Raw genomic sequence first — 24,842 nt, forward strand, 5'->3', positions numbered from 1 at the left:
GATGGCTCACGTGGAACGGCAGCAGTGGGACGTGGTCGTGGTCGGCGCGGGCGGCGCCGGGCTGCGCGCCGCGATCGAGGCCCGCGAGCAGGGCGCCCGGACGGCGGTGATCTGCAAGTCGCTCTTCGGCAAGGCCCACACGGTGATGGCCGAAGGCGGGATCGCCGCCTCCCTGGGCAACGTCAACGAGGGCGACAACTGGCAGGTGCACTTCCGCGACACGATGCGCGGCGGCAAGTTCCTCAACCAGTGGCGGATGGCCGAGCTGCACGCCAAGGAGGCCCCGGACCGGGTCTGGGAGCTGGAGACCTGGGGCGCGCTCTTCGACCGGACGCCGGACGGACGGATATCCCAGCGCAACTTCGGCGGCCACGAGTACCCGCGCCTCGCCCACGTCGGGGACCGTACGGGCCTGGAGCTGATCCGCACCCTCCAGCAGAAGGTGGTCGCCCTCCAGCAGGAGGACTTCGCGCGGTACGGGGACCACGAGGCCCGGCTCAGGGTCTTCCAGGAGTGCACGGTCACCCGCGTGCTGAAGGACCGCGGCCCGGCGGGCGGGCAGCGGGTCTCGGGGACCTTCTGCTACGAGCGCGAGACCGGCCGCTTCTTCGTCCTGGAGGCCCCGGCGGTGGTGCTGGCCACGGGCGGGATCGGCAAGTCCTTCAAGACCACCTCCAACTCCTGGGAGTACACCGGCGACGGGCACGCGCTGGCCCTGCTCGCGGGCGCGCCGCTGCTCAACATGGAGTTCGTGCAGTTCCACCCGACCGGCATGGTCTGGCCGCCGTCGGTCAAGGGCATCCTCGTCACCGAGTCGGTGCGCGGGGACGGCGGGGTGCTGCGCAACAGCGAGGGCCGGCGGTTCATGTTCGACTACGTGCCGGACGTGTTCAAGGAGAAGTACGCCGAGTCCCAGGAGGAGGGCGACCGCTGGTACGAGGATCCCGACCACAACCGGCGCCCGCCCGAGCTGCTCCCCCGCGACGAGGTGGCGCGGGCCATCAACGCGGAGGTCAAGGCGGGCCGCGGCTCCCCGCACGGCGGGGTCTTCCTGGACGTGTCGACGCGGATGCCGGCGGAGCGGATCAGGCGGCGGCTGCCGTCCATGTACCACCAGTTCAAGGAGCTGGCGGACGTGGACATCACGGCGGAGCCGATGGAGGTCGGCCCGACCTGCCACTACGTGATGGGCGGCATCGCGGTGGACTCGGAGACCGCCGCCGCGGTCGGGGTGCCGGGGCTCTTCGCGGCCGGGGAGGTCGCCGGCGGGATGCACGGCTCGAACCGGCTCGGCGGGAACTCCCTGTCCGACCTGCTGGTCTTCGGCCGCCGGGCCGGTCTGCACGCGGCGCGGCACGCCGCCGCCCCCGGGACCCGCCCGGCGGTCTCCGGGCGGGAGGTGGACGCGGCTGCCGCGGAGGCGCTGGCCCCGTTCCACGCCGCCGAGGGCGCGGAGAACCCGTACACGCTCCACCAGGAGCTCCAGACGGCCATGAACGACCTGGTCGGCATCATCCGCCGCGGGGCCGAGATGGCCGAGGCGCTGGAGCGGCTCGCGGCGCTGCGCGTACGGGCCTCGCGGGCCGGGGTCGAGGGGCACCGCCAGTTCAACCCGGGCTGGCACCTGGCGCTGGACCTGCGCAACATGCTGCTGGTCGCCGAGTGCGTGGCCCGCGCGGCCCTGGAGCGCACCGAGAGCCGCGGCGGCCACACCCGCGAGGACTGCCCGGCGATGGAGCGCGACTGGCGGCCGGTGAACCTGCTGTGCCGGCCGGTGGACCCGGCGCCGGCCGATCCGGGCGCGGCCCGGATCGCCCTGGAACGCATCCGCACCGAACCCATCCGGCCCGACCTGCTCGCGCTGTTCGAGAAGGAAGAGCTGGCCAAGTACCTCGCCGAAGAGGAGCTCCACGGGTGACTGGCTACGACGCACGCTTCCGGATCTGGCGGGGCGACGCCGAGGGCGGCGAACTGCGGGACTTCACCGTCGAGGTGAACGAGGGCGAGGTGGTCCTCGACGTCGTGCACCGGATCCAGGCGACCCAGGCCGCGGACCTCGCGGTGCGCTGGAACTGCAAGGCGGGCAAGTGCGGCTCGTGCAGCGCGGAGGTCGACGGCCGGCCGCGGCTGATGTGCATGACGCGGATGTCCGTCTTCGACCCCCGGGAGACGGTGACGATCACCCCGCTGCGCGCGTTCCCCGTCATCCGCGACCTGGTGACGGACGTGTCCTTCAACTACGCGAAGGCGCGCGAGGTGCCCGCCTTCGTGCCGCCCGAGGGGGTGGCTCCGGGCGCGTACCGGATGCAGCAGGTGGACGTGGAGCGCTCGCAGGAGTTCCGCAAGTGCATCGAGTGCTTCCTGTGCCAGGACACCTGCCACGTGGTGCGCGACCACGAGGAGAACAAGGCCGCCTTCGCCGGTCCCCGGTTCCTGATGCGGGTGGCGGAGCTGGACATGCACCCGCTGGACGCGGCACGGGAGGCGGGGCTGGACCGCGGGCGGGCGGCGCAGGAGGAGCACGGGCTCGGGTACTGCAACATCACCAAGTGCTGCACCGAGGTCTGCCCCGAGGGCATCAGGATCACCGACAACGCGCTGATCCCGCTGAAGGAGCGGGTGGCGGACCGCAAGTACGACCCGCTGGTCTGGCTGGGCAGCCGGATCGGCCGGCGCTCGGGCGGCTCGTAGGACGGGACGTACGGCGGCTCCTGCCTCCGCATGCGGAGGCAGGAAACCGCCCATACCCTCCCAAGTGTGAACGCGCCGAGAAGCAGGAAGCACAGACGCACCACCGCGGGCACACCCCTGCGGGCCGCACTGGCCCTGGCCGCCGCCCTCCTGGCGGCCGGCGGCTGGACCGTGGCCGGCGCCCCGCCCGCGCGGGCGGACGATCCCGTCGCCCTCGCGCGGCAGGGGCAGATCACCGACCGGGTGGGCGCGCTGGGCGACCGCGGGGCGTCGGTCACGGCCGCGCTCGACCGGCTCTACGCCGACCGGCGGATCCAGCTCTTCGTGGCGTACGTGCGCGACTTCTCCGGGCGCTCCGCGCAGAGCTGGGCCGACGCGACGGCGGAGAAGAACGGCCTCGGCCAGGACGACGTCCTGCTGGCCGTCGCGACCGGCGCCCGGCAGTACGCCTATTCGGCCGACGCGCAGTCCGGTTTCACCCCGGAGCAGCTGGCGTCCGTGGCCCGCACCGCCATCGAGCCGGCCCTGAGGCAGAACGACTGGGCGGGCGCGGCGATCGGCGCGGCCGACGGCTACGACGCCGTCCTCGGCGGGCTGCCCGTCCCGGCGCCCTCGATCACCCCCGGCCCGGCCGATCCCGGCGGCGCGGCGGACGGCGGGGACGGGGCCGGGGACTACGTCCTCCCGGTGGTCGCGGTCGGCGCGGCCGGCGCCCTCGGGGCGTACGCGTACACCCGCCGCAGGCGCCGGGGCGGCGCCCCCGGGCGGGGCACGGCCGTCGGGCCGCGGTGGGGCGGCGGCGGCCCGGCGCCGCTCCCGCTGCCGGAACTGGACGCCAGGGCCAAGGCGCTGCTGGTGGAGACGGACGACGCGGTCCGCACCAGCACCGAGGAACTCGGCTTCGCCACCGCCCAGTTCGGCGACGAGGCGGTGGTGCCCTTCACGCAGGCCCTGGCGGACGCGAAGGCGGAGCTGACCCGCGCCTTCCGGCTGCGCCAGCAGGTGGACGACGCCTACCCGGAGGACGACGCGACCCGGCGCCGCATGCTGGAGGAGATCGTCGCCCGGTGCACCGGGGCCGGCCGGCGGCTGGACGCCGAGTCGGCCGGCTTCGACCGGCTGCGGGACCTGGAGAGGAACGCCCCGCAGGCCCTCGCCGCGGTGGAGGAGCGCTTCCGGGCGCTGAACGGACGCACCACGACGGCCACCGCGACGCTGACGGCGCTGGCGGGCCGGTACGCGGACTCCGCGTCGGCCCCGGTCGCCGCCAACCCGGAGCAGGCCGAGGACCGGCTGGTGTTCGCGACGACCCACCTGGAGGAGGCGCGCGGCGCGGTCGGTGCGGGCGACAACGGCCGGGCGGCCGTGCACGTGCGGGCGGCCGAGGGGGCGGTGGACCAGGCCGCGACCCTGGTGGACGCGGTGGAGCGGCGGGCGCAGGAACTGGCGGAGGCGGCCGGGAAGCTGCCGGGGGCCCTGACCGAGACGGACACGGACCTCGCGGACGCCCGCGGGCTGCTGACGGGTACGGCCGAGGGCACGTCGACGGCGGACCTGCGGGGCCGGATCGAGCGGGCGGCCGCGGTGCTGGCCGCCGTACGGCAGGAGGTGGCGGCGGGCCGCCACGACCCGATCGACTGCCTGCGCCGGGTGGAGGAGGCCGACGCGGCGCTGGACGAGGCGCTGGCCGGGACCCGCGAGCGGGAGTCGGGCCGGCAGCGGGCGGCGGCCCTGCTCGACCAGGCGATGCTGTCGGCCCGCAGCGCGATCGGCGCGGCCACGGACTACGTCACCACCAGCCGCGGCGCGGTCGGCAGCGGGGCCCGCACCCGGCTGGCGGAGGCCGGCCGGCACCTGGAGCGGGCGGCGGCGCTGGCGGCGCCGGACCCGGCGGGCGCGCTGGCCGAGGCCCAGCGCGCGGACGGGCTGGCCCGGCAGGCGCAGCAGCTCGCGGAGCAGGACGTACGGGGCTACCGGGACCCGTACGGCGGGCGCGGCGCGGGCGGCGGCCGGGGCGGTGCGGTGCTCGGCGGGATCATCCTCGGCGAGATCCTGCGCGGCGGGGGCGGCGGCTTCGGGGGCGGGGGCGGCGGGGGCTTCGGGGGCGGCGGCGGCCCGGGCTCCTTCGGCGGCGGCGGGACCCGCGGCCGGATGGGCGGCGGCGGCCGCTTCTGAACGTACGGCGCGCACGGACTGACCCCTCACCAGGAGAGACCCATGAGCAAGCAGACCATCCTCGGCCGCGTCACCCAGCTCGCGAAGGCCAACGTCAACGCCCTGCTGGACCAGGCCGAGGACCCGCAGAAGATGCTGGACCAGCTGATCCGCGACTACGGCAACAACATCTCGGAGGCCGAGCAGGCGGTCGCGACGACCATCGGCAACCTGCGGATGCTGGAGGCGGACCACGCGGAGGACGTGTCGGCGGCCGGCGAGTGGGGCGGCAAGGCCCTCGCGGCGAGCCGGAAGGCGGACGAGCTGCGGGCGGCCGGTTCGGCGGCGGACGCGGACACCTTCGACAACCTCGCGAAGGTGGCGCTGGGCCGCCAGCTCCGGTCGGAGAAGGAGGCGCGGACCGCGGAGCCGACGATCGCCGCGCAGACGGACGTGGTCGACAAGCTCACGTCGGGCCTGGCCTCGATGAAGGACAAGCTGACGGAGCTCCAGGCCAGGCGCGACGAGCTGGTGGCCCGGTCCAGGACCGCGCAGGCGCAGAACACGATGATGGACGCGGTGAAGGACATCGACGTCATGGACCCGACGAGCGACCTGCACCGCTTCGAGGAGAAGGTGCGGCGCCAGGAGGCCATGGCACTGGGCAGGCAGGAGCTGGCGGCGTCCTCCCTGGACGCCCAGTTCGAGTCCCTGGACGACCTGGGCAGGACCTCGGAGGTCGAGGCCCGCCTGGCCGCCCTGAAGGCGGGCGGGACGGCCTGACGCCGGGCCGGGCGGCCGCTGCGGGGCGCGGCCCGCGGCTGCGCCCGGTTCAGCCGTACATGTCCAGCAGTTGCTCCGCCGAGAGCTCGGTCGCGCCCTCGGACGCCGCGCCCGGCAGGGGCAGTTCGAACCACACGGTCTTGCCCCGGTGGGTGCGGCGGGTGCCCCAGCCGGCGGAGAGCAGGCCCACCAGCTGCAGGCCCCGCCCGCCCTCGTCGGTGTCGCGCGCCCGGCGCCGCCGGGGCTGGACCAGGTTTCCGTCCCAGACCTCGCACACGAGGGTGCGGTCGAGCAGCAGGCGCAGCCGGATCTCTCCTTCGCCGTACCGCAGGGCATTGGTGACCAGCTCGCTGACCAGCAGCTCCGTGGTGTCCAGCAGGCCTTCCAGGCCCCAGGCGGGCAGCTTGGCCCGGGCCAGTTCCCGGGCGCGACCCACCGAGCGGGCCTCGCGCGGCAGCTGCCAGTCCCCGACCGCGTCCAGGGGCAGGCCCTGGACCCGTGCCATCAGCAGGGCGATGTCGTCCTCCCCGTGCCGGGTGTCCAGCGTGTTCAGCACGTGGTCGCAGACGTCCTCCAGCGGCCGCACCGGGTCGGCCAGCGCCTCGCGCAGGCCGCGCAGCCCCTCCTCCAGCGGGTGGTCGCGGGACTCCACCAGCCCGTCGGTGTACAGCGCCAGCAGCGCACCCTCGGGCAGGTCGACCTCGACCTCCTCGAAGGGCTCCCCGCCCACGCCCAGCGGCATCCCCGGCGGCACCTCCAGCAACAGGGCGGGGCGCGCCGCGCCCTCCTCGTCGGGCGGCTCGACCAGCACGGGCGGCATGTGTCCGGCGTTGGCGATGGTGCAGCGCCGGGTGACCGGGTCGTAGACCGCGTAGACGCAGGTGGCCAGGTAGACCTCGGAGCGGTCGGCGTCGCGCGAGTGCAGGGCCGCCCGCGAGGCCTGCTGCGAGCCGCCGGGGGCGCCGAGCCCGCGGGCGACCTCGTCGAGGGCGGTGAGCACCTCGGCCGGTTCGAGGTCCAGCAGGGCCAGGGTGCGGACGGCGGTGCGCAGCTCGCCCATGGCGACGGCGGCCCGCAGCCCGCGGCCCATCACGTCGCCCACGACCAGGGCGGTGCGGTGGCCGGGCAGTTCGATGACGTCGAACCAGTCCCCGCCGACCTCGGTCGCCGCATTGCCCGGCAGGTACCGGCAGGCGATGTCCAGGCCGGCGGCCTCCGGGTCGCCGGGGGGCAGCAGGCTGCGCTGGAGGATCAGGGCCCGCTCGTGCTCGCGCCGGTAGAGGCGCGCGTTGTCGATGCAGACGGCGGCCCGGGCGGCGAGTTCCACGGCGACCGCCCGGTCGCGTTCGCCGAAGGGCTCGCTGCCCTTCGTACGGGAGAACTGGGCGAGCCCGACCACCGTGTCGTGGGCAACCATCGGCACGAGCAGCGTCGACTGGACCAGGTCCTCGGGTCCGCCGCCCTCGATCAGCCGCGTCCGCGCCGTCCGCAGGGCGAGGGCGCCCGGGGAGGCCGCCGGATAGCGGTGGATCTCCCCGACGGACACGGGTGCGCCGGGGCCGGAGAGCGGGGCGTCCGAGACCGCCGAGGCGAACGCCACCCGCCGCAGCGGCGCGGACGGGAGACGGGCGGTCCCCTGCCCGGGCAGCAGCGGCAGGCCGGGGCCCTGCGGCCGGGCGGGGCGGTCGTCGTCGCCGAGCAGCAGCCCCTGGTAGAGGTCGACGGCGGCCAGGTCGCAGAAGCCGGGGACGGTGACGTCGAGGAGTTCGCGGGCGGTGGTCTCCAGGTCGAGGGAGTTGCCGATGCGGTGCCCGGCCTCGTTGAGGAGGGCCAGGTTGCGGCGGACCCCGGCGGCCTCGCGGGCGGCGAGGTGGCGGCGGGTGACGTCGATGCCGATGCCGGCGACCCCGATGGGCAGGCCGGTGCCCCCGTGCACCCGGTAGAGGTTGACGGACCAGTGGCGCTTCTCCCGGCTGCCGGGGGCGGCGCCGGTCATCCGCAGGTCGGTGACCGAGGTGCCGGTGTCCAGCACCCGGCGCAGCGCGTCGGTCATCCGGTCGGCCTCGTGGGCCGGCAGGTAGTCGTGGACGGTCCTGCCGCGGTGCTCGTCGGCGCCGCCGCCGAAGACGGTGGCGAAGCGGCGGTTGGCCCGCTGCACCGTGAGGTCCGTACCGAAGAGCAGGAACCCGAAGGGGGATTGGCCGAATATCGCCTGCGAGGCGGCCAGATCGGATTCGATCCGGCGCAGCGCGCGCACGTCGACGACGACGCACAGCGCGGCGCGCTCGGCCCCGACCGTCTGGGTGGGCATCACGTAGATCTCGGCCACGCCGTGCGCGCCGTCCCCGCCGGGGATGCGGAACGGGATCAGGCCCGTCCACTCCTTGCCGTCGAGGATCTCCGCGACCCGGCGGTGTGCGTCCGCACGCAGATCGGCCGGCATGAACGCGTCGACCGGATCGCGCCCCACGGCCTGGGAGGCCGTCAGCCCGAACAGCTCCTCGGCGCGCAGGCTCCACTGGTCGATGAGGCCGTCGGGCCCGATCGAGAAGGAGGCGACCTTTATGTAGTCATATATCGAGCCAGGCGGACTGCTGTGCCACAGGGAGTCGTGCCACGTCTCCCGGGGCGCGCCGGACTCATGTGCCTGCGCAGGTATCTCGCTCACGCGACCGTCCCCTCCAGCTCACGCAACCGGACCGGCCTTGACCGAAGTATTCAGCACCACGGCCCCTCACGGCACGGCGTTCACGATCACAAAAAGGTCCCGTTGCTTTTGAGCCACGTGGTGTGATCGTCGGTCACCCTTCACCTTGTTACTCACCAGGAAGAGCCAACTCGAACCACACCGTCTTGCCCGACTTCCCGTGCCGGGTCCCCCAGCGCTGCGCCGAGACGGCGACCAGGTGCAGTCCCCGACCGCCCTCGTCGTCCGGTGTGGCGACCCTCTCACGGGGCGGATCCGGAAGCGGATCGGAAACTTCCACGAGGAGCGCGGAGCCGCCGCCGGCGTCCTCGACGGCTGGATGACGCCGTTCCAGCCGGACCCCGATGGGGCCCGACGCGTACCGCAGGGAGTTGGTGACGAGCTCACTGACCAGCAGGACGGTCACGTCGCCCACGGCGTCCAGGCCCCAGGCGAGCAGGGTGCCGCGCACGGCGTGGCGGGCGGTGCGGACGGCGCCGGGCTCGGCGGGGAAGGCCCACTCGGCGCACTCGCCGTCTGTGTCGATCACGCCGATCACTTCCCGGGCCAGCAGCGACCCCAGTCCGGTTCGTCGGGGGGACGAAAGGGGGACGAGATAGGGATTAATAGCGACATACCCGATATTCAGGGCGTCGTACCACTCGAATCCCACGCACCGGCGCACCGTGGCGCAGACGGCCTACAGCGTGCGCGTCACGCGCCCCCGCCAGCGCCCCCGGCCCGGGCGGGCGGCGCCGCCGGATCCCACCCCGCGCTCGGCCCCGTCCGCCTCGGCGCTCGGCCACGTCCGCCTCGGCGCTCCGGTACTCAGCCGATGCTCAGCCGGCGGCCGGCCTCGGCGACGGCCGGCCGGTCCTGGTCGAGCCAGTCCACCGAGTCCAGTTCCCCGGGCCCCAGCCAGCGCAGCTCGTCGTGGTCCTCCAGCGGGGCGGGCACGCCGGAGAGCAGCCGGGCGGTCCACACGTGCAGGACGAGGCCGGGCTTCAGGGGCCACTCCCCCGGGATGCGTTCGAGCGCCTCGGTCTCGACGCCGAGCTCCTCGCGCAGTTCGCGGACGAGGGCGTCGGGCACGGATTCACCCGGCTCGGTCTTCCCGCCGGGCAGCTCCCAGCGGCCGGCCAGCTCGGGCGGGGCACTGCGGCGGGCGGCCAGCAGGCGCCCCTCATGACAAAGGGCTCCGCCCACGACCACGCGTACCGTCATGGGGCGGAGCCTATGCCGGCGTCGCGGCCTGCCGCGACGCCGCTCAGTTCATCGTGGCGGTCTGACCGATCCGCTCGACCCAGTAGATCTGCTTGTGCCCCCGGTCGTCGAGACTGTCGGCGACCTTCTGGGCCTCGGCCCGGGTGGGATACCGGCCCACCCGGTAGCGGTTGCCGTTGTCGTCCTGCCGTATGACCAGCCACGGGAGCAGGGCACCGCTGTCGTTCATCGCGTTTCACCCTCCGCCGACGCACCCGCCCGGGAAACCGCATTGCGCATATGCCCGAGCTTACGCCCGACCTTCACTCAGCGGATACGGTTTTTCACGAAGAGGTACCTCACAGGCGTATGCATCCGGCCATGCGTACGAACGCGCCGTGCGCGCCGGCTCAAACGGCGCGCACGGAGGGCATCGGGAGAACGACCGCACCCTTGTGCGCCCCCTTGCGGCAGGCGTCCCCGCAGGTCGCGTCGAGGGAGCAGCAGAGCGAGCAGATCGGTCCGGACTGGACGGGACAGTCGGCGATGTCGGGCAGTTCGTACGCCGTTGCGCAGACCGAGCAGACGTGTGTGGCGGTGGTGTCCGCGACGGCGGCGCCGGGTCCGTTCACCTCGTTCGGCCGGGCCAGGTAGTACTTCCCCCTGGTCACCCAGGCGATCAACGGGCACAGCAACAGGGCCAGTCCGGCCGCGATGAAGGTGGAGAAGGCCTCCGCGTAGGTTCCGAAGAGCCCGGAGAAGGCGAGGATCGAGACGGTGGAGGCGATCACCATCGCGCCGAAACCCGCCGGGTTGACGGCGTGGAGGTAGGCGCGCTTGAACTCGATGTACGGCGGACTGAGTCCGAGCCGCTTGTTGATCACGAGGTCGGCGGCGACCGCGGCGATCCAGGCGATGCCGACGTTGGAGTAGAAGCCGAGCAGCGTGCCGAGCATGGCGAACATGTTCAGCTCCATCAGCGTCAGCGCGATGGCGAGGTTGAGGAAGATGTACCAGACCCGCCCGGGGTGCCGGTGGGTGAGGCGGGAGAAGAAGTTCGACCAGGACAGCGAGCCGCTGTACGCGTTGGTGACGTTGATCTTGACCTGCGAGACGATCACGAAGAGCGCGGCGGCGGGCAGCGCGAGACCGCCGAGCCACGGCCGCAGGGCCTCGATCTGCGGGGCGATCGGCTCCAGGGCGTGGGTGGTGCCCACCGCCTCCAGGGCCACGAACGCGAGGAAGGCGCCGCCGAGCTGCTTGGCCGCGCCGATGACCACCCAGCCGGGACCGGCCGCGAGCACGGCCAGGTTCCACCTCCGGCTGTTGGCCGGGGTCCTGGCGGGCATGAACCGCAGGTAGTCGGCCTGCTCGCCGATCTGCGCGATGAGCGAGAGGGCGATGCCCGTACCGAAGCCGAAGCCGATCCACGAGAAGCCGGAGCCGGCCCCCTCGGTGCCGCCGAACGAGGCGAACGCACCCCAGGACCCGGGCGCCTCGAAGGCCAGCACCAGGAAGGGCAGCACCAGCCCGATCAGCCACACGGGCTGGGTCCAGGCCTGCACCTTGGCCAGCGCCCCCATGCCCCGGAAGACGACGGGGATCACGATGAGGGTGGTGACCAGGTAGCCGATCTCGACCGGCAGGCCGAAGGCCTGGTGCATGGCCTGGGCCATGATCGAGCCTTCGAGGGCGAAGAAGATGAAGGTGAAGGACGCGTAGATCAGCGAGGTCAGCGTCGAGCCGAAGTAGCCGAAGCCGGCTCCCCGGGTGACCAGGTCCATGTCCAGGCCGTACGTGGCGCACGCGCGGGCGATGGGGATGCCGGTCAGGAAGATGATCACGGCGGCGGCGAGGATCGCGGCCGCGCCGCTGGTGAACCCGTAGGCGAAGACGATGGAGGCGCCGATGGCGAAGTCGGCGAGGTAGGCGATCCCGCCGAGGGCGGTGCCGGCGACGGTGCCGGGGCTCCAGCGGCGGAAGGAGTGGGGTGCGTAGCGCAGCGAGTAGTCCTCGCGGCTCTCGTCGGCGGCGAGCTCGGCGTAGCGGCGGGGTTCCGCCGGGGACGCGGGTGCGGTGGTGGCGGTGTCGGTCATAGAGCCGGAAGGTAGGCCCGGCTTGTGACGCGCCGTCACCCTGCGGCGTTGCCCGGCGGTTACGCCCCCGCCCGGCGCGTCACCACGGCGTTACGCCCCCCGCGCCGCCGCGTCCGCTCACCGGTACGGGCCCGGGCGGGTCCGGCGTCGGGGGCCGGGGCCGCAGGCCCGCCGCCGCATCCGTCACGGCGCCGCTCACCGCATCCGTCACCGCGCCGGTCACCGCACCGGCAGGTGGTAGGCCAGCCGGTAGCGGTCCGCCGGGACCACCACGTCGGCCGTCTCCACGGCACGGCCCGAGGCGAAGTAGGTGCGGCCGATCACCAGCACCACGTGCCCCGGGACCCCGCCGAGCAGCATGATCTCCTCCGCCAGGCCGGGGCGGGCCCCGACCTCCTCCACCACGTTGTCCACGACCACGTCGATCGCCGCCATCCGGTCCACCACCCCGGACCCGCCCAGCGGGCCCTCCTCGGGCAGCATCACCGGGGTCCGGCCGGTCACCGCGAGCGGTTCCCAGGAGGTCGACAGCATCATCGCCTCTCCCGCGTCCCGGAACACGTACCGCGTCCGCATCACCCGCTCGCCCGGCTCGATGCCGAGCCGCTTCGCGATCTCGGCGGGTGCGCCCGTCTGCTCGCTGCTCGACTCCCACGTGCCGCGCGCGCCCGCGTCCGCCTGCTCCTGGCGGAAGGGGGTGGACGTGCCGCCCGTGCGGTAGCCGGCGCGCGCGACGCGCCGCGGCACGGGCTGCTCCCGTACGTACGTGCCCGAACCGGACCGGCCCTCCACCAGGCCCTCGGCCATGAGGACCTTGCGCGCTTCCAGCGCCACGGTGTCGGAGACCCCGTACTCCTCACGGATGCGGGCCTGCGAGGGGAGCCGGGCGTGCGGGGGCAGGGAACCGTCGACGATCTTGCGTCGGAGATCCCCGGCCACGCGCAGGTAGGCCGGCTGCTCACCGAAGGTCACTGGCCACTCCCATCAGGTTGACAGACAGCAACACCCTGGCAACCGACGGTTGTACCCCGCAAGCAAAGGCCAAAGTTTCACCCGATGTGATGACGCCAGCTCACTCAAACCCGTTACCGCGCGTTACCCCGGCTGCCCGCGGCGCGCGCGTTCATGCCGACTCGCGCCCGGGTCCGCGCCCGGAACCCGAGCCGCCGGAGCCGGAGCTCCCGTCGCTGTCCTCCCCGCCCCCGTCGCCCGGCGCCTCCAGCCACTGCGGGACCCGCGTCGACAGCCCGTACGCGCCGCGCAGGGCCCGCTCGCCCTCGCGGGACAGGGCGGCCAGCGCCGCGTCCCACTGCCGCTCGAACTCCGCGGCCGTCCTCGCCCGGGCGGCGCGCTGCCAGGCCTCCCGGGCCCGCTGCAGCTCCCCCACCCAGGCCGCGACCGAGGGGCCCCGGCCGGGGTCGGCCCCCTGCCTCGCCAGGACCTCGGCCTCCCGGCCCAGCGCGCCGTGCACCTCGCGGGCCCACTCCTGGTACTCCGCCAGCGCCTGCCCGACGGGGGCGTCGGGGCCCCGGCCGATCGCGGCGTCCCGGGCGTTGGCCGCCTCCAGGAACTCGGCCTGGACGGCGGTCAGGGTGCTCCGGTCCCGGCGCAGGCTGCCGCGCCGCTCCTCCGGCACCGTGCCGAGCACGCACAGCAGCTCGCGGTCCCCGGCCGCCCAGGACCCGCGCGTGGGCGCGTAGTAGTACATCTCCGCGTCCGCGGGCAGGGCCCAGGTGTCCATCGCGTACGCGTCCTGCGCCCGCCAGCACTCGTCCTCGGCCTGCCGGTCCGCGGCGTCCGAACCGGCTCCGCCGGCCGGCGCGAACGGGGCGGCCGCGGTGACCTCCCCGAGGTGGGCCTCGGCGCAGTCCACCCGGTACATCGACGGCCGGCCGAACAGTTCGCCGGACGGCGTGGTGAAGCAGTCCCCGGGCGCCAGGTCGGCCGGGTCGGTGAGCTCGCCCTCCACGTCGCCGCCGATCTCGTGGAACGCGCCGAGCCGGTCGCCGACGGCCGTCACCACGCGCTCGGCCGCGACGGCCAGCAGTACGGTCATCACCACCGACGCGGCGAGACCGGCGAGCGCGAGCGGCCGGCCCCGCTGGCGCCCCCGCGCGATCTGCACGAGGGCCACGGCCCCGAAGACGATGCCGAGCGGCGGGAAGCACAGCAGCCCGACGAGGAGCGAGGCGAGCGCGAAGCCGTTGAGCGGCGGCGGGCCCGCGGCCCCGGGCGGCGGCCCCCAGGCCTGCGGCGGGGGCGGCGGGGGCCAGGTGTGACCCGGTCCGGGGGGCGGGCTCGGCGGGGTGCTCACGGGTCGGGTGGCTCCATCGGGCGGGGAGCGGTCGCGGCGCGGGCGCGACCGGGGCGGGGGCGGTCACGGCACGGGGCGCGGGACCGGGGCACGAACGGATGCGCGAATACTAAGCGGCGGGGGCGACCGCCCTGTGGTCGCCCCCGCCTGTTCATCGCGGCTCGTTCACCGCCCGTTCCCCGGGGTCCCTCAGAACTGCAGGGCCCAGGAGTCGATCTTGCCCGTGTCGGCGCTCGCGAGGTCGGCGACGCGGAGCTTCCAGACGCCGTTGGCCACCTCGGACGAGGCGTTCACGGTGAAGGTCTGGATGATGTTGTCCGCGCTGCCGCCGGTGCGGTTGCGCAGGTTGTAGACGGTGCCGTCGGGCGCGACCAGGTCGACCTTCAGGTCGCCGACGTACGTGTGCTTGATGTCGACCGGCACGCTCAGCGCGGCCGGGGCGTTGCCGGAGATCCCGCTGACGGTGATCGGCGACTCGACGGTGGCGTTGTCGGCGACGGCGTAGTCGGCCGGGTTCTCGAAGCGCGTGCCCGGGTTCGGCGGCGTGGTGCCGGCGCCGATGTAGAGCAGCCGGTTCGGGGAGCCGGTGCCGGGGCTGGTCACCACGTTCGGGGTGGCGGCGGCGACCAGGCCCGCGGAGACCTGGGCGGGGGTGCTGCCCGGGTTCTGCGCGAGGTAGACGGCGGCCGCGCCCGCGACGTGCGGCGAGGCCATCGACGTACCGGAGATGGTGTTGGTGGCGGTGTCGCCCGTGCCCCACGAGGAGGTGATCGAGGAGCCCGGCGCGAAGAGGTCCAGGATGGAACCGAAGTTCGAGTAGCTGGCCTTCGCGTCGGTGTTGGTGGTGGCGCCGACGGTGATGGCCTCGGCGACGCGCGCCGGGGACTTGGTGGAGGCGTCGGCCGTCTCGTTGCCCGCCGCGACCGCGTAGGTGATGCCGGAGGCGATGGAGTTGCGGACGGCGGTGTCGAGCGCGGGGTCCGCCCCGCCGCCGAGCGACATGTTGGCCACGGCCGGCTTGACGGCGTTCTGCGTCACCCAGTCGATGCCGGCGACGACCTGGGCCGTGGTGCCCGAGCCCTGGTTGTTGAGCACGCGGACGCCGACGATCTTGGCCTTCTTGGCCACGCCGTACGCCGTGCCGCCCACCGTGCCGGCGACGTGGGTGCCGTGGCCGTGGCCGTCCTGGGCGGTGTTGTCGTTGTCGATGGCGTCGTAGCCGTAGGAGGCCCGGCCGCCGAAGTCCTGGTGCGTGATCCGGACACCGGTGTCGATGACGTAGGCGGTGACGCCCTCGCCGGCCTGGTCCGGGTAGGTGTAGCTCTGGTTCAGCGGGAGCGCCCGCTGGTCGATGCGGTCCAGGCCCCAGGACGGCGGGTTGGGCTGGGTGGCGTCGACGGTGAAGGTCCGGTTCTGCACGACCGAGGCCACCGCGGGGTCGGCGGCGAGCTTTCTGGCCTGCGCCTCGGAGACCTCGACGGAGTAGCCGTTGAGGGCCGCGCTGTAGGTCCGGTCGATCTTCGCGCCGTACCGCTTGGCGACGGCCCTGCCGCTGTCCGCGGTGGAGCGGGCGGCGGAGTCCTTCAGGGTCACGATGTAGCTGCCGGGGACGGACCCGGCGGCGCCCGCGTTCTGGATGACGCCCTGCGCGCCGCCGTCGGCGGCCGAGGCGGGCAGGGCGGCGGCCGCTCCGAGCGCGAGGGCCGCGACGGCCATCGCGCTGATGCCGGTGATCTTCCGGCGGGTGTGACGCATCACGGACATGTGAGGTGGTCCTCCTGGTCGGTGGCGCATTGCGGGGGGTGGGGCGGAGCCGGGTGGGTGTTCCGCGGACGGGCAAGACCGGTAAAAGACATGCCCATGTCAAAGCAAACGGCCCAACGGGCTTCTGCCACCGAAAGGTTGACCCACCCCCGCGCCATCCCACAAGAGGCCCTCGAACGCGTAACATCCGTGCCATACGACGGCCATGATTGAGCAAAGGCTCTCCGCACATGACGCACGCACTGCCCGGCTACGTCTGCCCCGAGGACGGGACCCGCGCGGACGTGCGGACCGCGCCCTGGTGCTGCCCGGTGTGCGCCGGCCCGTGGGACCTCGATTTCGCGCCGGACCCGCAGGCCCCGCTGGAGCCGGCGTCCGGCCCGAACTCGCTCTGGCGGTACGCCTCCGCACTGCCGCTGCCGGGGGCGTTCTCCGTATCGCTGGCGGAGGGGCACACTCCGCTGGTGCCGCTGGCCGAACGGGTTCACGCCAAGCTGGACTTCCTGATGCCGACCCTGTCGTTCAAGGACCGGGGCGCCGTGATGCTCGCCGAACTGGCCCGGCGGCTGGCTCCGCAGCGGGTCGTGGCGGACAGCAGCGGCAACGCGGGGACGGCCTTCGCCGCCTACTGCGCGCGGGCCGGGCTGCAATGTGAAGTTTTCGTGCCCGCGGGCACCTCGCCGGGGAAGACGGACCGGATGCGGGCGCACGGAGCGGCCGTACGGGTGGTCCCGGGCGGCCGGGAGGCGGCCGCGGCGGCGGCCCGGGAGGCCGCGGACCTGCCGGGGGTGTTCTACGCGAGCCACGTCTTCAACCCCTACTTCCTGCACGGGACGAAGACGTACGCGTACGAGGTGTGGGAGGAGCTCGGCGGCCGGCTGCCGGAGGTCCTGGTCCTCCCCGTGGGCAACGGCACCCTGCTGCTGGGCGCGGCGCTCGCGGTGCGGGAACTGGCCCGGCGCGGGGTGCGGACGCCCGCGCTGATCGCCGTACAGGCGGAGGCGGTGGCCCCGTTGGCTGCGGCCTTCGCGGCGGGCGCGCGGGACGCGGCCCCGGTGCCGCAGCGGGCCACGTCGGCGGAGGGGATCGCGATCCCGGCGCCACCGCGCGCCCGCCAGGTCCTGGCGGCGGTGCGCGCGTCGGGCGGCACCTTCCTGACGGTGTCGGACGCCCGCCTGCACGAGGCCCGGCGCGACCTGGCCCGGCGCGGCCTCTTCGTGGAGCCGACCGCGGCGGCCTGCTGGGCGGCGGTCGGCCCGGGCGCCCCCGGCGACCCGCTGGCGGGCCGCACGGCGGTCCTGCCCCTCTGCGGCGCGGGCGCGCCGTCGGGCCCGACGGCGTAGGGCGGGCGCGCGGCACGCGTCCGGACGGGCCGCGAGGACGGTGCGGACGGTTCGCGGCGGAGCGGGCGGGCACTCCCGGCCCGCGGCCCCGGCCCGGCCGGCCGCGGGCACGGGCAGGGCCGACCCTGCGGACGCGGACACCCCGGCCCGGTCCCGGGCCCCGGCTCCGCGGGGGTGATGTCGGAAACCCGCGCGCCCCGCGGCGGCCGGTCTGGTGGAGTGGGCGCATGACCACGCACACCGAACTCGCCTCCCGCGCCGCCGCCTTCGCGGCCCTGCACACCCCCGCCGCCCCGCTCGCCCTCGCCAACGTCTGGGACGTGGCCGGGGCCCGGCTCGTCGAGGCCGCCGGCGCCGCGGCCGTCGCCACCACCAGCGCGGGCGTCGCCTGGTCCCTCGGCTCGCCCGACGGCGACGCGCTCGCCCGCGACCGGGCCCTGGACCTCGTCGCCCGCGTGGCCGCCGCCGTCTCGGTGCCCGTCACCGCCGACATCGAGGGCGGCTTCGGCGCCGATGCCGCCGCCGTCGGCGAGACCGTCGGCGGGGTGCTGGCCGCGGGTGCGGTCGGCATCAACATCGAGGACGGCCACCGCGCCCCCGCCGAGCACGCGGAGCGCCTGGCCGCCGCCCGCGCCGCCGCCGACTCCGTCGGGGTCCCGCTGTACGTCAACGCCCGCATCGACACGTTCCTCTTCGGGCTCGGCGACCCCGCGACCCGCCTCGACGAGACCCTGGCCCGCGCCGCCGCCTACCTGCGCGCCGGGGCCTCCGGCATCTTCGTGCCCGGCGTGGTCGATCCGGCCACCGTCGCGGAACTCGCACGGGGCATCGACGGCCCGCTCAACGTGCTCGTCGGCCCCGGCGCGCCCTCCGTGGCCGAGTTCGGCGCCCTCGGCGCGGCCCGGGTGAGCCTCGGCTCCCTGGTCGCCGAAGCCGCGTACGCGGTCGTCCGCCGGGCCGCCGAGGAACTGCTCGCCACCGGCACGTACGGCTCGCTCCGCGCCGCCCTGCCGTACGGGGAGCTGAACGCGCTGCTCAAGGGCTGAGAAATCCGCGGGCCGGCGGCCCCCGCCCGGGCCTACGATCCGCGCATGCGCACCTCGAAGCCGGCCGCCGGCGCCCCGGCCGCGGCCCCCGCGGGCACCCTGCGGCAGGCTCGGTGCTGTGGTCGCCGGGCTCGTTCTCGGCGTCGAAGCTGCGCCTGCCGGCCAACCCCTTCACCGGCAGCGCGTACCAGATGCCGGCGGGCGGGGCGGGCGGGATCGTCGTCGGCCCGGTGCGCGGCGAGCACCGCGGCCTCGACCCGGCGGCCTTCTCGGCGGCGTCGTGGGCGGCCCTCGGCTACCTGGTCCTCTTCGGCTCGCTGGTCGGGTTCACGACGTACGTGTGGCTGCTCCGGGCGGCGCCGCTGTCGCTGGTCTCCACGTACGCCTACGTCAATGAGGTGGTGGCGGTCGCACTCGGCTCGCTGATCCTCGGGGAGGCCCTGACCTGGCCGATCGTCCTCGGCGGGGTGATCGTGGTGGCGGCGGTGGGCGTGATCGTGAGCACCGAGCGCCGCCCGTAGCCGGGCCGCCGTCGGCCGAGCGGCCGGGCCCGGCCGGAGCCCCGCGCCTCCATGCCGCACGGCCCGGCCGGAGCCCCGCGCCCCCGTGCCGCACGGCCCGGCCGGCCGCGGGTCAGCCGCGCGCGGCGCGGTCGTACAGGGCCTTGGCCCGCTCGTCGAAGAGCGCGGCCGTGGAGTCGACGTCCGTGTTCCCGCCGCTCAGCACGCCGATCAGCCGTCCCGGATGACCGGGGCCGCCCCGGTCGGCGATCCAGGGGCTGCCGCTGGTGCCCGTCCAGAATCCGGCGCAGCTGATGTACAGCATGTCGGGGTCGTCCTCGTCGTGGCGGGTCTGCGTGGTGCAGGAGACGGGCTTGTTCTGCGGGTTGTGCTCGGACTCCGGATAGCCGATGACGGTGACGTCCCGGTCGTACCCGGAGGTCCAGTCGGGCAGCGGGGCCTCGCCGCGGCCCCCGACGGCCTGCTGGACGCTGCGGCCGTCGGAGTCCGGGGCGATGGTGAGGAAGGCGAAGTCGGCGGTGTCGTCGCCCCACTTCGTCCAGCGTTCGTCCACGTGCACGGAGCGGACCTTCCACACCCCCAGCGGCTGCGTCCCGGAGCCCTCTCCGGAGAAGGCGGGGGCGAAGGCGAGCTCGCCGATGGCGAGGCCGTCGTGGGCGACCTCGCCGGGCTGTCCGTCCTTGCCGGCCGGGGCGACGCAGTGCGCGGCGGTGGCGACGACGTTGCCCTCGGGGCTGTCGACGACGCTCGCCGTGCACCAGTGCTCCCCGTTGGCCATGAGCACGCCGACAGTGGGGAAGGCGTGCACCGGCGGGTCGCCCGGAACCTCCAGGAACGCGACGGCGAAGACCGCCGCGATCCCGGCCGCGGCGGCCACCGAGGCCCCCTTGGCCACGGTGCTCATCGCACGGCGGGGTCGGGTGTCGGTCCCGTCATCACCTTGCTGATCCACTCCAGGGAACCCTCCCTCATGCCGCGTACGTACGACTTTCCGTTGTGCTCACCATCCTGGATCACCTGGAGCGAGGTGTGCACGGGGCCCCTCCCGAACTCCTTCATGAACTTCTCGGCCTTGTCGCGGCCGGTCTCGGCCGTCCCGATCTGGAAATTGACGTACACGTCCGGCCCGCCCGCCGCGATCAGCTTCGCGGCGAGCTTCTCGGGGTTGTTCTCGTCCATGGCCTGCGTGTTCCCCTTCCACAGCGGGGAATCGGGGACGATGTCGACCCCGCTCGCGATGACGGCCTTGAACCGGTCGGGGTACTTCAGGACGTGCTTGAGGCCGCCGAAGCCGCCCGCCGAGGACCCCATGAAGGCCCAGCCGTCGCGGGAGGTGAAGGTGCGGAAATTGGCCTTCGCGAAATCCGGGATGTCATCGGCCATCCAGGTGCCCATCTTCGGCTCTCCGGGGATGTCCGACCCGTCGAAGTGGTGCTTGGTGTCGGCGTTGTGCACCGGCATGACGAGGATGAACGGCAGGCTGGTGCCGGCCTTCGCCCCGTCGCTCACGGCCTTCTGCAGGCCGAGGCCGGGCCCGGTGCCCCAGTAGTTCGTGGGGTAGCCGCGCCCGCCGGGCAGGGAGATCAGGACCGGGAAGGCGCTCTTGGCGTACTTCGGGTCGTCGTACTCCTTCGGCACCCACACCCACACGTCCCCCGTGAATCCGGACTTCGCGCCGGTCAGCGTGGTGCGGCCGATCTGGGTGCCGTCCGGCAGCCGGCTGGTGCGGACGAACGCGGCCTTCGGCCCGGTGGGCATCCGCACGCCGGGCCGCTCGTCGGCGGCCACGGTGCCGGTGGAGGCGGTCTGCTGCACCTTCTCGAAGGAGACCGGGTCCCCTATGTCCGAGAAGAGGCCGTACTTGTACGCCGCCGCGCCACCGGCGGCGAGGGTGAGCGCGAGCCCACCGCTGATCAGAAGCAGGCGCGAGCGCCTGGGGCGACGGCCGCCCCCGGTCGTGGGGCTGCCGTCGCCTTGCTGGTCATGCTGCACGGATTTGTCCCGTTCCTTCTCCGGCGCCCCTGCGGAGCGCGGGTCGGACCGATCGGTCCCCCCTTACACCCTTTACAGAGGTATGAACGACCGGATGGGTTGCCTGGGACGGCCGTGGCGCGGCGAGCACCATCCGGGCCCGCCGCGAGACCCGGCCCGCCGTGCGGGGAGGGTCAGCCGGCGGTGTCGGGCTTGGGCGCCTTGAGCACCTTGCTGATCCACTCCAGGGAGCCCTCCTTCATGCCCCGCACGTAGTGCCAGCCGTTGTGCTCGCCGTTCTGGATGTCGCGGACGGTCGTCTTGACCGGCCCCTTGCCGAACTGCTGCTGGAAGCGCACCATGCGGTCCTTGCCGCTCTCCTTGGTGCCGACCTGGAAGTTGATGTAGACCTCGGGGCCGCCGGAGCCGATCAGCTTCTGGGCGAGCTTCTCCGGGTTGTTGGCGTCCATCTCCGCCTGGTGGCCCTTCCAGAGCGGGGAGTCCGGGACGATCTCGCCGCCGCTGGCGATCACGGCCTTGAACTTGTCCGGGTGCTGGAGCACGGTCTTCATCCCGACGAAGGCGCCGGAGGACGAGCCCATGAAGGCCCAGCCGTCACGGGACTTGTAGGTGCGGAAGTTGGCCCGGGTGAAGTCGGGGACGTCCTCGGCGATCCAGGTGCCCATCTTGGCCTGGCCGGGGATGTCGGAGCCGTCGTAGTAGTACGTGTTGTCCGGGTTGAGCACCGGCATGATCACGATGAAGGGCAGGCTGGTGCCGGCCTGGACGCCCTCGGCGATGGCCTTCTGCAGGCCGAGGCTGCGGTCGGACCAGTAGTTGGACGGGAAGCCGTTGCCGCCGGGGAGCGCGATGAGCACCGGGAAGCCGCTCTTGGCGTACTTCGGGTCGTCGTACTCCTTCGGCGCCCACACCCACACGTCGCCCTCGAAGCCGGACTTGGCCCCCGCGAGGCGGGTCTTGGCGATGACCGTGCCGTCGTCCAACTTGGTGGTCTGCTTGAACCCGGACCGCGGGCCCGTCGGCATGAGCACGTCCGGGTCGCCGGAGGGCGCGGGCGGGGGCGTCGCCGGCGCGCCCGGGTCCGTCTTCCCCTCGGCGGGGGGCACCGGGTTCTTGCCGAAGCTCACGGCCTCGCCGTTGCCGGAGAACCAGTCGAGCTTCCGGGCCGCGAACCCGCCGCCGCCGAGCACGAGCGCGAGCACCACCACGGCACCGATCCACACCCCGCGCCGCCGGGGCCGCGGGGGCGGGGGCGTCCCGCCGTCCGGGGCTCCGCCGGGCGGCCCGTCTCCGTACGGGCCGCTGCCGTACGGGCCGCTGCCGTAGGGCCCGCTGCCGTAGGGCCCGCTGCCGTACGGGCCGTTCCCGGGCGGGGGCGGGTACCCCTGGTCAGGGCGGTCCCGGAGGTCCTGGTACCCGGGGCCGCCGCCGCGGGTCGGGTACTCCTCGTACGGCGGCCGGCCCTCGGGCCGCGGGCGCTGCGGGTACTCGTGCACGAACTTCGCTCCGAACGGTCATGGCTGCCCCCGAGGGCAGAGCGGCGGTACATCCCTCTAGTCCTGATGTACGAATCCCCCGCGCAGTTCCAAATCCGAGCAAAAAGATGAGGGGTGGCGCGACCCCGCTCAGCCCTGTCGGGCGGCGGCAACGGCATCCGAATCGTCGGAAGAAACAGGGGCGGGAACCGGGACGGAGCCGGGGACCGCCAGGCGGAGCTGCTCCTCCTCGACGATCCGGCGGGCCATGGCCGTGTCCGAGACGTCGACCGCGTCCGGCGTCGCCTCGGCGACCTCGCTGCGCCGGGCGTACGCGTCGAACAGCCGGTCCTTGTTCTCCAGCCGCGCCACCATCCGCTCGTCGACCACGCCGGTGGACAGCAGCCGGTGCACCCGGACCGGACGGACCTGCCCCATCCGGTGGGCCCGCGCCACCGCCTGGTGCTCGGCCGTCGGCTTGAGCTGCGGCTCGCAGATGACCACGACGGAGGCGGCCTGCAGGTTGAGCCCGACCCCCGCGGCCTCGATCTGCGCCACCAGCACCGCGTGTCCGGGCGCCGCCGCGAACCCGTCCACCAGCTGCTGCCTGCGCACGGGCGGCACGCTCCCGGACACCGGCCCGAAGACCGGCCCGAACACCGGGCCGGAGCCGTGCGCCCCCTCCAGTGACTCCTTCACGACCGCGAGGACGTCCCGGAAACCGGAGAACACCACCACCTTCAGCCCGTTCTCGGCGGCGTCCTGGACGATCTCGCGCAGCCGGCCGAGCTTGGCCGACTCGCCTGGGTGGGCGTAGGCCGCCCTGCGCATCGCCATGAAGTTGCCCGCGCGCACCGCCTCCCGGTAGGCGCTCTCGTCGGCCGCGCTCAGCTGCTCCCACTCGTCGGTGTGCTGGAGCGCGGGCAGTTCGGTCAGCACGTCCCGCTGGTTGCGCCGCAGGTAGACCGGTGCGACGGCCTTCCGGAAGGCCCGGGACCCGGCCGGCCCGGCCGGACCGCCGGCCCCGGCCGGACCGGCCGTGTCGCCCAGCTCGGCCGCCTCCGCGATCTCCGGCCGCAGGATCCGCACCAGGCTGCGGAACTCGGCGACCCGGTTCTCCATGGGCGTGCCGGTCATGAAGAGCACGTGCGCGCAGCGGCCCGCCCACGCGGTCACGGCCCGCGCGCGCAGGGTGCCGGGGTTCTTCACGTAGTGCGCCTCGTCCACCACCAGCATCCCGAGCTCGCCGTCGGCGGGCACCGGAAAACCGCGCAGGGCGTCGAAGGTGGTCACCGCGACGCCGCCCCGCTCCCGCCAGTCCGCGTACGCCTCCTGCCGGTCGGGGCCGTGCAGGGGCGCCGCCCGCAGCGTGCTGCGGGCGGCGATCTCGCGCGTCCAGTTGACCAGGACGCTGGCCGGGCAGACGACCATGAAACGGGTCTGCCCCTCGGCCGCGAGGTGGGCCATGGCCGCGACCGCCTGGATGGTCTTGCCCAGGCCCATCTCGTCCCCGAGGAGCGCCCTGCGCTGCGCCAGCGCGAAGCGCGCGCCGAAGGCCTGGTAGCCGCGCAGCGACACCCTGCGGTACGTGTCGTCCAGCGCCTGGCCGCGCACCCGCTCGGCGACCTCGTCGGGCAGGAACCCCTCGGCGGCCGCCCCGCCCGGGCCGCCGCCGGAGACCTCCGCCAGGAGGCCGTGGTACTCGGCGGACCGCAGCTCGAAGTCGACCCAGGCCGCCGCCTCGGACGCCGGCCCGCGCAGCAGGTCGACCGAGGCCTGGGCGAGCAGTTCCGGCACGCCGTCCCGCCCGGCCTCATCCGTCAGCCCGCGGACCTCGGCGACGGCCCCGAAAGCCCGCTCGCGCCCCTCCCGCCCCGCGAACACCATCCGCAGCCGCGCCCCGGCCGGCCGCGCCTCGGCCAGCAGCGGACCGAGCCGCTCCACGAGCACGCGGGCCACGTCGACGGCCCGCCGCGCCTCGGGGCCCGCTTCCACGAGGACGTGCAGGGCGGTGACGAGCGCGGTGGTCCGGGGCTCGGGGCGGTCCACCTCGATGAGGACGGCGACGGTCTCCCGCACCGCCTCGGCGATCTGCCGCGCCGCCCCGATGATCTGCTCGGCGGTCCGCTGCCCGATGCCGGGCACCTGCCGCAGCCGGTAGGCCCCGGCGTCGAGCACCTGCCGCACCGACCCCAGCCCGCTCTTCTCGACCTCGCCGAGCCGCAGCCGACCCTCGGTGACCTCCTGCAACCGCGCCACGGGAATCGCGTCGAGCGCCTCCCGCGACGCCGCCCCGAGGATCGGCTCCAGCGCCTCCCGCACCGCCCCGACGGCCCTCTCGTGGTCCGCGACCACCGCGAGCGCCGCCTCGTACAGCCGCACGCCCCCGTCCACGACCTCCCGCTCCCTGCGCCCCATCCCCGCCCCCCGCATCCGGTGTCCCCGCATCCTGCCACCGCCCACCCACAACCGGACCGCCGATCCCAACGGCCGGGGCCCCGCCGCTCGTCGAGCTCGGCCTCCGTGAACGAGGCCGGTCGCCCATGAGGCGTGGTCCCGGTCCCGACGGGCGTCGCCGTCGCGTCGCGGCCCGGAACGCGGCCGTCGTCGAGCAGACGAAAGCCGCCACGGAGACGACAGGCCGACCCGGACCGACGGTTCGCTCATGTCCGGTCACGGCACGGCACGTCGCGGAACATCCCCGGACCGGTGCCTGGACCTCGACAGGCCGACGCCGCCCCGAAGCCGCTGAACGGCCGCCACCACGTCGGCAC

The 24,842-nt window shown here is 74.4% G+C and carries 19 protein-coding genes; 7 read left to right on the plus strand and 12 right to left on the minus strand.

What is annotated here, in order from left to right; genetic code table 11:
* The first annotated feature begins 1 nt into the window (after window position 1).
* From CP968_RS12220 to CP968_RS12235, 4 genes are all read left to right on the plus strand, one after another.
* On the plus strand, window positions 2-1,918 hold the full coding sequence (locus CP968_RS12220) for a fumarate reductase/succinate dehydrogenase flavoprotein subunit (protein ID WP_150518041.1): 1,917 nt from the start codon (window positions 2-4) through the stop codon (window positions 1,916-1,918).
* A complete protein-coding gene (locus CP968_RS12225) occupies window positions 1,915-2,691 on the plus strand; it encodes a succinate dehydrogenase/fumarate reductase iron-sulfur subunit (RefSeq protein ID WP_150518042.1) in 777 nt (258 codons plus the stop codon). Before CP968_RS12220 ends, CP968_RS12225 begins: the two co-directional genes overlap by 4 nt.
* A gap of 117 nt (window positions 2,692-2,808) precedes the next feature.
* Window positions 2,809-4,866 carry a TPM domain-containing protein gene (locus CP968_RS12230; protein ID WP_373304089.1) on the plus strand — a complete coding sequence of 686 codons (2,058 nt, stop codon included), beginning with the start codon at window positions 2,809-2,811 and terminating at the stop codon, window positions 4,864-4,866.
* 42 nt (window positions 4,867-4,908) lie between these two features.
* The gene (locus tag CP968_RS12235) at window positions 4,909-5,628 is read left to right on the plus strand and encodes a PspA/IM30 family protein (RefSeq protein ID WP_150518044.1); all 720 of its coding nucleotides are present in this window, start codon (window positions 4,909-4,911) and stop codon (window positions 5,626-5,628) included.
* Window positions 5,629-5,677: 49 nt separating this feature from the next.
* Here the strand turns inward: CP968_RS12235 and CP968_RS12240 are convergent, their stop codons facing one another.
* The 8 genes from CP968_RS12240 to CP968_RS12275 form a co-directional block, all read right to left on the minus strand.
* A complete protein-coding gene (locus CP968_RS12240) occupies window positions 5,678-8,296 on the minus strand; it encodes a SpoIIE family protein phosphatase (protein ID WP_373304088.1) in 2,619 nt (872 codons plus the stop codon).
* A gap of 148 nt (window positions 8,297-8,444) precedes the next feature.
* Window positions 8,445-8,873 carry an ATP-binding protein gene (locus CP968_RS12245; RefSeq protein WP_150518045.1) on the minus strand — a complete coding sequence of 143 codons (429 nt, stop codon included), beginning with the start codon at window positions 8,871-8,873 and terminating at the stop codon, window positions 8,445-8,447.
* A 269-nt stretch (window positions 8,874-9,142) separates the two neighbouring features.
* A complete protein-coding gene (locus CP968_RS12250; protein WP_150518046.1) occupies window positions 9,143-9,538 on the minus strand; it encodes a (deoxy)nucleoside triphosphate pyrophosphohydrolase in 396 nt (131 codons plus the stop codon).
* A gap of 43 nt (window positions 9,539-9,581) precedes the next feature.
* Complete coding sequence (locus CP968_RS12255; RefSeq protein WP_150518047.1) at window positions 9,582-9,767, minus strand: SPOR domain-containing protein; 186 nt, start codon at window positions 9,765-9,767, stop codon at window positions 9,582-9,584.
* A 160-nt stretch (window positions 9,768-9,927) separates the two neighbouring features.
* A complete protein-coding gene (locus CP968_RS12260; RefSeq protein WP_150518048.1) occupies window positions 9,928-11,613 on the minus strand; it encodes a purine-cytosine permease family protein in 1,686 nt (561 codons plus the stop codon).
* A gap of 219 nt (window positions 11,614-11,832) precedes the next feature.
* Window positions 11,833-12,585 (minus strand): GntR family transcriptional regulator, encoded by a 753-nt coding sequence (locus CP968_RS12265; protein ID WP_150518049.1) that lies wholly within the window; start codon window positions 12,583-12,585, stop codon window positions 11,833-11,835.
* Between the two features lie 151 nt (window positions 12,586-12,736).
* Window positions 12,737-13,927: a DUF4190 domain-containing protein gene (locus CP968_RS12270; RefSeq protein ID WP_150518050.1), complete on the minus strand. Its 1,191-nt coding sequence runs from the start codon at window positions 13,925-13,927 to the stop codon at window positions 12,737-12,739.
* Window positions 13,928-14,116: 189 nt separating this feature from the next.
* A complete protein-coding gene (locus tag CP968_RS12275) occupies window positions 14,117-15,691 on the minus strand; it encodes a S8 family peptidase (RefSeq protein WP_150518051.1) in 1,575 nt (524 codons plus the stop codon).
* A gap of 230 nt (window positions 15,692-15,921) precedes the next feature.
* Here CP968_RS12275 and CP968_RS12280 point away from each other — a divergent pair, with 230 nt between their 5' ends.
* The 3 genes from CP968_RS12280 to CP968_RS12290 all read left to right on the plus strand — a co-directional run bounded on the left by CP968_RS12280 (window position 15,922) and on the right by CP968_RS12290 (window position 18,601).
* Window positions 15,922-17,034 carry a pyridoxal-phosphate dependent enzyme gene (locus CP968_RS12280; RefSeq protein WP_150518052.1) on the plus strand — a complete coding sequence of 371 codons (1,113 nt, stop codon included), beginning with the start codon at window positions 15,922-15,924 and terminating at the stop codon, window positions 17,032-17,034.
* Window positions 17,035-17,261: 227 nt separating this feature from the next.
* Entirely contained in the window at window positions 17,262-18,080 is an 819-nt protein-coding gene (locus CP968_RS12285; protein ID WP_150518053.1) for an isocitrate lyase/phosphoenolpyruvate mutase family protein, read from the plus strand.
* A 113-nt stretch (window positions 18,081-18,193) separates the two neighbouring features.
* Window positions 18,194-18,601, plus strand: a complete 408-nt coding sequence (locus tag CP968_RS12290) for an EamA family transporter (RefSeq protein ID WP_306419913.1) — start codon at window positions 18,194-18,196, stop codon at window positions 18,599-18,601.
* 112 nt (window positions 18,602-18,713) lie between these two features.
* On the opposite strand, the gene CP968_RS12295 is transcribed toward CP968_RS12290, so the two are convergent.
* The 4 genes from CP968_RS12295 to CP968_RS12310 form a co-directional block, all read right to left on the minus strand.
* A complete protein-coding gene (locus CP968_RS12295) occupies window positions 18,714-19,505 on the minus strand; it encodes a trypsin-like serine peptidase (RefSeq protein WP_150518054.1) in 792 nt (263 codons plus the stop codon).
* On the minus strand, window positions 19,502-20,593 hold the full coding sequence (locus tag CP968_RS12300; protein WP_150518055.1) for an alpha/beta hydrolase: 1,092 nt from the start codon (window positions 20,591-20,593) through the stop codon (window positions 19,502-19,504). Before CP968_RS12300 ends, CP968_RS12295 begins: the two co-directional genes overlap by 4 nt.
* A gap of 173 nt (window positions 20,594-20,766) precedes the next feature.
* Complete coding sequence (locus tag CP968_RS12305; RefSeq protein ID WP_229886655.1) at window positions 20,767-21,798, minus strand: alpha/beta hydrolase; 1,032 nt, start codon at window positions 21,796-21,798, stop codon at window positions 20,767-20,769.
* Window positions 21,799-22,218: 420 nt separating this feature from the next.
* Window positions 22,219-24,486 (minus strand): DEAD/DEAH box helicase, encoded by a 2,268-nt coding sequence (locus CP968_RS12310; protein WP_150518056.1) that lies wholly within the window; start codon window positions 24,484-24,486, stop codon window positions 22,219-22,221.
* Between the last annotated feature and the right edge of the window lie 356 nt (window positions 24,487-24,842).

The sequence above is a fragment of the Streptomyces subrutilus genome, assembly GCF_008704535.1.
GTDB lineage: Bacteria > Actinomycetota > Actinomycetes > Streptomycetales > Streptomycetaceae > Streptomyces > Streptomyces subrutilus.